The organism is Sphingobium olei (assembly GCF_042678845.1).
GTDB classification, from domain to species: domain Bacteria; phylum Pseudomonadota; class Alphaproteobacteria; order Sphingomonadales; family Sphingomonadaceae; genus Sphingobium; species Sphingobium olei.
The window spans coordinates 244,069-254,453 of record NZ_JBHTLS010000005.1 but is presented as its reverse complement, the minus strand read 5'-3'; the positions used below and the strand labels follow the sequence as shown (position 1 = coordinate 254,453).

Sequence of the window (10,385 nt, the reverse complement as noted above, 5' to 3'; positions counted from 1 at the left end):
TCCAAAACCAACATCCCGATCTCGCCGCCTGAACATCCAGACGGCTGTTTAAGCTATCGAAATGAGGGGTCCCTTTTAGACGCCGATCACCCCGCTAACGGGGTCCTTTTTGCACGCCGATTCACACCTGTGACAGCGCGCCGCGCCATCATACGAGAGGCGGACCTTCGCCGCTGGGCGCGGGTATCACGTGAGGAGGGCGTGGCTATCCGGGGCCGCGTCGAGCTGAATGGCTCCGTGACAATCACCCTCGACCCGTTTCCGAAGCCTACGGCCGACCACGATGACGATTTCGACGCCCGCCTGTCGAGGTTCGCATCGTCGTGAAGAAATACCCTTACGCCACCAGCTTCCTCGATCGTCATAAGAAGCGGCGCTGGCGCTTTCGGCGCAAGGGTTACTCGACGCACTATTTCAAAGCGCCGTATGGCACGAAGGAATTTGAGCGCGAATATGCGGCTTGTCTGGAAGCAGAGCCGCTTCGCGTCGACCGTATAAAGCCGGGGAGCGTGTCAGACGTCATCGCCCGCTACTATGATGACAATTCGTTCCAAGACCTCAAGCAAGCGACGCAGCTGGTTTATCGCGGGGTGCTGGAGCGCTTTCGCGCCACCTTTGGCGATGATCCGATCAAGCGCTTCGATGCAGAGCGCATATCCCGCCTGATGAATGCGATGCGGCATAAGCCCCATGCGGCCGCTCGCCTTCGCAAGCTTCTGGCACAGTTGTTCATCATCGCCCGCAGGGCTAAGCTGGTGCCACAAGGCTTCGATCCCGTGAAGGACACCAAGCCGCCTAAAGCGCAGAGTGAAGGCTATCATCGCTGGACGGAAGAAGAGCTGGCCGCTTTCGAGACCCGGCACCCGCTGGGAACAAAGCCCCGACTAGCGTTCGCCTTATTGCTCTACGGCGCGCAGCGCAGTGGCGATGTCCGCTTCATGACGCACAGGTCTATCGAAGGCGGACGCATTAGGCTCGATCAGAGCAAAACTGACAATGCCGTCGACGTCCCGGTTGTCGAGCCGCTGCGCCAGGCACTTGAGGCTGGACCGTTGGGCAGCGTGACGCTGTTGGAGAACAAGGGGGGAGAGCCGTTCACCCCCAAGGGCTTTTACAACCTCATAAAGCGGGCCTGCGCGCAAGCAGACATTCCGCATTGCTCCGCGCACGGCCTCCGAAAGTCAGCCGCGAGACGGTGCCGGGAATCAGGCTGCACCGATGATGAGGGGATGGCGATAACGGGTCACAAGACCGTGAAGGAGTATCGTCGATACGCTGGAGACGCCAGCATCGGCGCTCGGGCTGACGCTGCAATGTCGAAGGTAATGGCTAACCTAGGCAAAAAGGTAGCCACCAAGTCGCCGCAACGTGTTGAAAAGGTGTCGCTATGAATAGGAAAGTGGATGCCCGACAAGGATTCGAACCTTGATTGACGGAGTCAGAGTCCGCTCTCTTACCATTAGAGGATCGGGCATCAGAGCAAGGCAAAACCCCGCTCGGGAGGCCGCAGATAGGCGGGTGCGCCGGTCCCGTCAAGCGCCTTTGGCGTCTTTTTTCAAACGCTCCGACGCCCTGTCATCATGAAAAGACCCGCCGGACGAGGGACGTCCGGCGGGTCTTTTCCTCGTGGTCGAGAAGAGGGGGGCGCTGCCGTTTCCGCCAGCGCCCGCCGCTCCTTATTCGCCGTCGCTATTCAGCAGGTAATCGCCCGCATCCGCGTCACGGCCGTGGGTTTCGCCCTCGACCATCGCCAGCGGGTCGTCGCCGATCGCCGCTTCCGGCCCCTGCGCCAGTTCGGCCGCATGTTCCTCCGCCGCGGAGCGGGGCGCGATCAGATCGACCTGACTGACACCGCGCAGAGCGGCCCGCAGCGCCGCGTCACGCGACGAGGCGGCGACGCGCAGGCGGTTCATGCCAGCGCCGGTGCCCGCCGGGATCAGGCGGCCGACGATGACATTTTCCTTGAGGCCAACCAGCGTGTCCTTCTTGCCCTGAACCGCCGCTTCCGTGAGGACGCGGGTGGTTTCCTGGAAAGAGGCCGCCGAGATGAACGAACGCGTCTGCAACGAGGCCTTGGTGATGCCGAGCAGCACCGGCTTGCCTTCGGCAGGCTGGTAGCCGGCCGGCAGCTTGGCGTTGATCTCGTCCATTTCCTCGCGGTCGACCTGCTCGCCCACCAGCAGCGTGGTGTCGCCAGACACGGTGATCTCGACCTTCTGCAGCATCTGACGAACGATCGTCTCGATATGCTTGTCGTTGATCTTCACGCCCTGCAAGCGATAGACTTCCTGGATTTCCGCGACCAGATATTCGGCCAGCGGCTCGATGCCGAGCACTTCCAGAATGTCGTGCGGGTCGGGCGAACCACCGATCAGGTTGTCGCCACGCTTCACATAGTCGCCTTCCTGAACGTCGATCACCTTGCTCTTGGGGATCAGATATTCGACCGGCTCGCCGCCGTCCTCGGGATTAATGGCGATCTTGCGCTTCGCCTTGTAATCCTTGAGGAACTGCACGCGGCCCGACACCTTGGCGATGATCGCATTGTCCTTGGGCTTGCGCGCTTCGAACAGTTCCGCGACACGCGGCAGACCACCGGTAATGTCGCGGGTCTTGGCCGCTTCGCGGCTGACACGCGCCAGCACGTCACCCGCCTGCACCTGCGCACCATCGTCCACCGACAGCGTCGCACCCACCGCCAGCATGTAGCGGGCGGCTTCGCCCGACTGGTCGTCCAGCAGGGTAAGGCGCGGCCGAAGGTCTTCCTTCGAGCGGGCCGAGCCACGGAATTCCGTGACCACACGCTGGGCGATACCGGTCGCTTCGTCGGTCTGCTCGGTCAGCGTCTTGCCGTCGATCAGATCCTGATACTTCACGACGCCGGGCTTTTCCGTGATCACCGGCATGGTGAACGGATCCCACTCGGCAATGCGATCGCCCTGGCTCACCTTGTCGCCATCGGCAAACAGGATGGTCGCGCCATAGGGCAGGCGATGGGTCGCGCGCTCGCGGCCCTCGCTGTCGATGATCGCGATCTCACCGTTGCGAGCGAGGCTGAGGCGACGGCCCTGCTTGTCGGTGATGGTCGGCATGTCGCGCAGTTCGATCGTGCCGTCCGCCACGGATTCGAGGTTCGACGTTTCGTTGAAGTTCGCCGCGCCGCCGATGTGGAAGGTCCGCATGGTGAGCTGCGTACCCGGCTCGCCGATGGACTGCGCCGCGATGACGCCGACCGCTTCGCCGATGTTCACCGGGGTGCCGCGAGCGAGGTCACGCCCGTAGCACTTGGCGCACACGCCCATCTTGCTTTCGCAGATAAGCGGGCTGCGGATCTTCACCGCCTGCGTGCCGATGGCCTCGATCTGGGCGATCATGGCTTCGTCCAGCAGGGTGCCGATCGGGATCACCACGCTGCCGTCCTTGCTGTCGACGATGTCCTGCGCCGTGGTGCGGCCCAGGATGCGTTCGCCCAGCGACGCGATGGTCGAGCCGCCCTGGACGATCGCCTTCATCTCCAGCGCCTTTTCGGTGCCGCAATCCTCCTCGACGACTGTGCAGTCCTGCGACACGTCGACCAGACGGCGGGTCAGGTAGCCCGAGTTCGCCGTCTTGAGCGCGGTGTCGGCCAGACCCTTGCGGGCGCCGTGGGTGGAGTTGAAATATTCAAGGACGGTGAGGCCTTCCTTGAAGTTCGAGATGATCGGCGTCTCGATGATCTCGCCCGAGGGCTTGGCCATCAGGCCGCGCATACCCGCCAGCTGCTTCATCTGCGCCTGCGAACCACGGGCGCCCGAATGGGCCATCATGTAGATCGAGTTGATCTGCGCCATGCGGCCGGTCTGCGGATCCTTGGGCTGCGCACGGATTTCGTCCATCATGGCGTTCGCCACCTGGTCGCCGCAGCGGCTCCAGGCGTCGATCACCTTGTTGTACTTTTCCTGCTGCGTGATCAGGCCGTCCTGATATTGCTGCTCATAGTCGGCCACCAGCGCCTTCGTCTCGTCGACGAAGGTCGTCTTGCTGTCGGGGATGACCATGTCGTCCTTGCCGAAGGAGATGCCCGCCTGGAACGCGTGGCGGAAGCCGAGGCTCATGATCGCGTCGGCGAACAGCACCGTGTCCTTCTGACCGGTGTGGCGATACACCTGGTCGATGACGTCGCCGATTTCCTTCTTGGTGAGAAGGCGGTTGACCACGTCGAAGGGCACCTTGTGGCTCTTGGGCAGGCATTCGCCCAGCAGCATGCGGCCCGGAGTGGTCTCGAACCGCTTCATATACTGGTTGCCGGCTTCGTCCGTCTGCGGCACGCGGCTGATGATCTTCGAGTGCAGCGTCACCGCCTTGGCATAAAGCGCCTGGTGGACTTCCTGCATGTCGGCCAGCAGCATGCCTTCGCCCGGCTCGCCTTCACGCTCCATCGACAGATAATAGATGCCCAGCACCATGTCCTGCGAGGGCACGATGATCGGCTTGCCGTTGGCGGGCGAGAGGATGTTGTTGGTCGACATCATCAGCACGCGCGCTTCCAACTGCGCTTCGAGGCTCAGTGGAACGTGGACGGCCATCTGGTCGCCGTCGAAGTCGGCGTTGAAGGCCGAGCAGACGAGGGGGTGCAGCTGGATCGCCTTGCCCTCGATCAGCACCGGCTCGAACGCCTGGATGCCGAGGCGGTGGAGCGTCGGCGCGCGGTTCAGCATCACCGGATGCTCGCGGATCACCTCGTCCAAAATGTCCCAGACTTCCTTACGCTCCTTCTCGACCCACTTCTTCGCCTGCTTGAGGGTCATGGACAAACCCTTGGCGTCGAGGCGGGCGTAGATGAAGGGCTTGAACAGTTCGAGCGCCATCTTCTTGGGCAGGCCGCACTGGTGCAGCTTGAGTTCCGGCCCGGTCACGATGACCGAACGGCCCGAATAGTCGACGCGCTTACCGAGTAGATTCTGGCGGAAGCGGCCCTGCTTGCCCTTGAGCATGTCGGACAAGGACTTCAGCGGACGCTTGTTCGCACCGGTGATGACGCGGCCACGACGGCCATTGTCGAACAGGGCGTCGACGGCTTCCTGCAACATGCGCTTTTCGTTGCGGACGATGATGTCCGGCGCGCGCAGCTCCATCAGGCGCTTCAGGCGGTTGTTGCGGTTGATGACGCGGCGATACAGGTCGTTGAGGTCCGACGTCGCGAAGCGGCCGCCGTCCAGCGGAACCAGCGGACGCAGTTCCGGCGGGATGACCGGCACGACGTCCAGGATCATCCATTCGGGGCGGTTACCCGATTCCAGGAAGGACTCGACGACCTTCAGCCGCTTGATGATCTTCTTGGGCTTCAGTTCCGACTTGGTGACGGCCAGTTCGTCCAGCAGCGCCTGCTTCTCGCCCTCAAGGTCGAGATCCATCAGCATCTGCTTGACCGCTTCCGCGCCGATGCCGGCGGAGAAGGCGTCCTCGCCATATTCGTCCTGCGCGTCGAGCAGTTCGTCCTCGGTCAGCAGCTGGAACTTCTCCAGCGGGGTCAGGCCCGGCTCTGTGACAATGTAGGATTCGAAATAGAGGACGCGCTCCAGCTGCTTGAGCTGCATGTCGAGCAGCAGGCCGATGCGCGAGGGCAGCGACTTCAGGAACCAGATGTGCGCGACCGGCGCGGCCAGTTCGATATGGCCCATACGCTCACGGCGGACCTTCGATACGGTGACTTCGACACCGCACTTTTCGCACACGATGCCCTTATACTTCATGCGCTTATACTTGCCGCACAGGCACTCATAGTCCTTGATCGGACCGAAGATGCGCGCGCAGAACAGGCCGTCACGCTCGGGCTTGAACGTGCGGTAGTTGATCGTCTCGGGCTTCTTGATCTCGCCGAAGGACCAGCTGCGGATGCGCTCGGGCGAGGCAAGGCCGATCTGGATCTGGTCGAAGGTTTCCGGCTTGGCGACCGGGTTGGCAAAGTTGGTCAGTTCGTTCATTTTCTTTTCCTCAGTTCCCCTCCCGTTTACGGGAGGGGTTAGGGGAGGGCATGTCTCGAAAGGTTCGGGCCGCCACAGGCCCTCCCCCGACCCCTCCCGCAAGCGGGAGGGGAGCAGAAAGGCTACTCCGCCGCCTGCGCGAAGCCGTCGTCGTCCTCAACCTCTTCCATGGACGCGAGTTCGACGTTGAGGCCCAGCGAGCGCATTTCCTTGACGAGCACGTTGAAGCTCTCGGGAATGCCGGCCTCGAACGTGTCGTCGCCCTTGACGATCGCCTCATAGACCTTGGTGCGGCCGACCACGTCGTCGGACTTCACCGTCAGCATTTCCTGCAAGGTGTAGGCCGCGCCATAGGCCTGGAGCGCCCACACCTCCATTTCACCGAAGCGCTGGCCACCGAACTGCGCCTTGCCGCCCAGCGGCTGCTGGGTGACGAGGCTGTAGGGGCCGATGGACCGTGCGTGGATCTTGTCGTCGACCAGGTGGTGGAGCTTCAGCATATAGATGATGCCCACCGTCACCTTGCGGTCGAACTTGTCGCCCGTGCGGCCGTCATACAGGTCCGACTGACCCGACGAGTGCAGCCCGGCCAGCTCCAGCATCTTCGACACGTCGGCTTCCCGCGCGCCGTCGAACACTGGCGTCGCCATCGGCACACCACGGCCCAGATGCTCGGCCAGATCGACGATCTGCTCGGCATCGCGGCCCTCGATCTGGTCGGCATATTGCTCGCCATAGGTTTCGAGCAGTCGCTGCTTCACCGCATCCGGCATCGCGCCCGCTTCCGCGTTCGGATTGGCCTCGCGCCAATCCTCCAGCGCATGCTTGATCTGCTGGCCCAGGCCGCGCGCGGCCCAGCCCAGATGCGTTTCGAAGATCTGACCGACGTTCATGCGCGAAGGCACGCCCAGCGGGTTGAGTACGATGTCGACATGGGTGCCGTCCTCCAGGAACGGCATGTCCTCGATCGGCAGGATGCGGCTGATGACCCCCTTGTTGCCGTGACGGCCTGCCATCTTGTCGCCCGGCTGCAGCTTGCGCTTCACCGCGACGAACACCTTGACCATCTTGAGCACGCCGGGGGGCAACTCGTCGCCGCGCTGCAGCTTGTCGACGCGATCCTCGAACTTCTCGACGATCAGCTTCACCGCTTCGTCATACTGCGCCTTGACGGCTTCGATGCCGGCCTGACGCTGGTCGTCCTCCACGGCGAACTTCCACCACTCGTGCTTCTCGACCTCGTCCAGCAGAGCCTCGTCGATGACGACGCCCTTCTTCACCCCCTTGGGCGCGGCCGAAGCGGTCTGGCCCAGCAGCATTTCAGCCAAGCGGTTGAAGGTCGCGCGATTGAGGATCGCGCGTTCGTCTTCACGGTCCTTGGCGAGGCGGTCGATCTCTTCCCGCTCGATCGCCATGGCGCGCTCGTCCTTGTCGATGCCGTGGCGGTTGAAGACGCGGACTTCCACGACCGTTCCCGCGACGCCGGGCGGCAGGCGGAGCGAGGTGTCGCGCACGTCGCTTGCCTTTTCACCGAAGATCGCGCGGAGCAGCTTTTCTTCCGGCGTCATCGGGCTTTCGCCCTTGGGCGTGATCTTGCCCACCAGGATGTCGCCCGGCTCCACCTCGGCGCCGATATAGACAATGCCCGCCTCGTCGAGGTTGCGCAGCGCTTCCTCGCCGACGTTGGGGATGTCGCGGGTGATGTCTTCCGGCCCCAGCTTGGTGTCGCGGGCCATGACCTCGAACTCCTCGATATGGATCGAGGTGAAGACGTCATCCTTCACGATCCGCTCGGAGATCAGGATGGAGTCCTCATAATTGTAGCCGTTCCAGGGCATGAACGCGACCAACGTGTTGCGGCCCAGCGCCAGCTCGCCGAACTCGGTCGACGGGCCGTCGGCGATCACGTCGCCGGCTTCGATCAGGTCGCCGACCTTCACCAGCGGGCGCTGATTGATGCAGGTGTCCTGGTTGGAGCGCTGGAACTTCTGCAGCGTGTAGATGTCGACGCCCGACTGGCCGGGTTCGACATCGCCCGTCGCGCGGATGACGATACGGGTGGCGTCCACCTGATCGACGATGCCCGCGCGCTTCGCAGCGATGGCGGCGCCGGAGTCGCGCGCGACCGTGCCTTCCATGCCGGTGCCGACGAACGGCGCTTCGGCGCGGACCAGAGGCACCGCCTGACGCTGCATGTTGGAGCCCATCAGCGCGCGGTTGGCGTCGTCATTCTCCAGGAAGGGGATGAGCGAGGCCGCGACGGACACCAGCTGCTTGGGGCTGACGTCCATCAGTGTGATGTGGTCCTTGGGCGCCATCAGGAATTCGCCGGCTTCGCGTGCGGAGATCAGGTCTTCCACGAAGCTGCCGTCGGCATTCACTTCGGCGTTGGCCTGCGCGATCGTGTGCTTGGCCTCTTCCATCGCCGAAAGATAGACGACGTCGTTCGTCACCTTGTTGTCCACGACCTTGCGATACGGCGTTTCGATGAAGCCATATTTGTTGACGCGGCTGAAAGTGGCGAGCGAGTTGATCAGGCCGATGTTCGGGCCTTCCGGCGTCTCGATCGGGCAGATGCGGCCATAGTGGGTCGGGTGAACGTCGCGGACTTCGAAGCCCGCGCGCTCGCGCGTCAGACCGCCCGGCCCGAGCGCCGACACGCGGCGCTTGTGCGTCACTTCCGACAGTGGGTTGGTCTGGTCCATGAACTGCGACAGCTGCGAGGAGCCGAAGAATTCACGCACCGCGGCGACGGCGGGCTTTGCGTTGATGAGGTCGTTCGGCATCACGGTCGACACGTCGACGCTCGACATGCGCTCCTTGACCGCGCGCTCCATGCGAAGCAGCCCGACGCGATACTGGTTCTCCAGCAGCTCGCCCACCGAACGGACGCGGCGGTTGCCGAGATTGTCGATATCGTCGATCTCGCCCTTGCCGTCCTTGAGGTTCACCAGTTCCTTGACCACGGCGAGGATGTCCTCGGTGCGCAGCGTGGTGACGGTGTCCTCGGCATCCAGGTCGAGGCGCATGTTCATCTTCACGCGGCCGACCGCCGACAGGTCGTAGCGTTCCGGATCGAAGAACAGCCCAGCGAACAGCGCTTCGGCGGTTTCCTTCGTCGGCGGCTCGCCAGGGCGCATGACGCGATAGATGTCGGCCAGCGCCTGGTCGCGGTCCTCGGCCTTGTCCGCTTTCAGCGTGTTGCGGATCCAGGGACCGGTGGTGACATGATCAATGTCGAGCAGTTCGAGGCGGTCGATCCCAGCCTTGTCCAGCTTTTCGAGGTTTTCCGGCGACACTTCGTCGCCCGCCTCGATGTAGATTTCGCCGGTGCTCTCGTTGATGAGGTCATAGGCGCTATAGCGGCCATAGACTTCCTCGGTCGGGATGAGCAGCGTCTCGAGCCCGTCCTTCTCCGCCTTGTTGGCGGCGCGGGGCGAAATCTTGTGACCGGCGGCGAATACGACTTCGCCCGACTTGGCGTCGACGATGTCGAAGGCGGGCTTCAGGCCGCGCCATGCCTCGGCGGTGAAGGGGATCTGCCAGCCGCCTTCGCCACGGACATAGGTCACCTTGTTGTAGAACTGGCCCAGAATGTCTTCGGGGGTGAGACCGAGCGCGAACAGCAGCGCCGTGACCGGCAGCTTGCGCTTGCGGTCGATGCGGACGTTCACGATGTCCTTGGCGTCGAATTCAAAGTCGAGCCACGAACCGCGATAGGGGATGACGCGCGCGGCGAAGAGATATTTGCCCGACGCGTGGGTCTTGCCACGGTCATGGTCGAACAGGACGCCCGGAGAACGGTGCATCTGGCTGACGATCACGCGCTCGGTGCCGTTGACGATGAAGGTGCCGTTGCCCGTCATCAGGGGCATGTCGCCCATATAGACGTCCTGCTCCTTGATATCGAGCACGGAGCGGGTTTCGGTGTCGGCGTCCACTTCAAACACGATCAGGCGCAGCGTCACGCGCATCGGCGCGGCGTAGGTGATGCCGCGCTGACGGCATTCCTCGACGTCGTACTTGGGATCTTCCAGCTCATAATGGACGAAGTCCATTTCGGCGGTGCCGGCGAAGTCGCGGATCGGGAACACCGAACGCAGCGTCTTTTCTAGGCCCGATACATAGCCGATCGACGGATCGGACCGCAGGAATTGTTCGTAGCTCTCCCTCTGAACCTCGATCAGGTTCGGCATCTGCACCACTTCGTGGATGTCGCCGAACACCTTGCGGATGCGCTTCTTCGCGCCGGTGTTGCTGATGGGGGGAAGAGCTTTGGTCGCCATGCGGTTCCTGCCTGTAACGGTTCGTCGTGTTTTCCCGCATCGCAGCGGAAATTCAGTCCGTACGCGGCGTCATGACGGGTGATTCGCACCCATCATGCCACGCAAAAAAGTGCGGGCCGGGACTGTCCGATCCGCA

The 10,385-nt window shown here is 63.1% G+C and carries 4 protein-coding genes and 1 tRNA gene; 2 read left to right on the top strand and 3 right to left on the bottom strand.

Annotated features, from left to right (window positions below; genetic code table 11):
- Both ACFQ24_RS01260 and ACFQ24_RS01255 read left to right on the top strand, forming a co-directional pair.
- Positions 1 to 327, top strand: a 327-nt coding sequence (locus ACFQ24_RS01260) for a hypothetical protein (protein ID WP_380908556.1), incomplete at its 5' end; no start/stop codon positions are given.
- Positions 324 to 1,391 (top strand): tyrosine-type recombinase/integrase, encoded by a 1,068-nt coding sequence (locus ACFQ24_RS01255; protein ID WP_380908554.1) that lies wholly within the window; start codon positions 324 to 326, stop codon positions 1,389 to 1,391. The genes ACFQ24_RS01260 and ACFQ24_RS01255, both read left to right, overlap by 4 nt.
- 9 nt (positions 1,392 to 1,400) lie before the next feature.
- Here ACFQ24_RS01255 and ACFQ24_RS01250 read toward each other — a convergent pair.
- From ACFQ24_RS01250 to rpoB, 3 genes are all read right to left on the bottom strand, one after another.
- Positions 1,401 to 1,474: transfer RNA gene (locus ACFQ24_RS01250), tRNA-Gln, on the bottom strand.
- Positions 1,475 to 1,676: 202 nt separating this feature from the next.
- Positions 1,677 to 5,963 carry a DNA-directed RNA polymerase subunit beta' gene (rpoC, locus tag ACFQ24_RS01245; protein WP_380908552.1) on the bottom strand — a complete coding sequence of 1,429 codons (4,287 nt, stop codon included), beginning with the start codon at positions 5,961 to 5,963 and terminating at the stop codon, positions 1,677 to 1,679.
- A gap of 122 nt (positions 5,964 to 6,085) precedes the next feature.
- Positions 6,086 to 10,249: a DNA-directed RNA polymerase subunit beta gene (gene rpoB, locus ACFQ24_RS01240; RefSeq protein WP_380908550.1), complete on the bottom strand. Its 4,164-nt coding sequence runs from the start codon at positions 10,247 to 10,249 to the stop codon at positions 6,086 to 6,088.
- Positions 10,250 to 10,385: the final 136 nt, after the last annotated feature.

Excerpts from the sequence above, each read along its gene's own strand:
- rpoC (WP_380908552.1), bottom strand. The coding sequence starts at position 5,963 with ATGAACGAACTGACCAACTTTGCCAACCCGGTCGCCAAGCCGGAAACC.
- rpoB (WP_380908550.1), bottom strand. The coding sequence starts at position 10,249 with ATGGCGACCAAAGCTCTTCCCCCCATCAGCAACACCGGCGCGAAGAAG.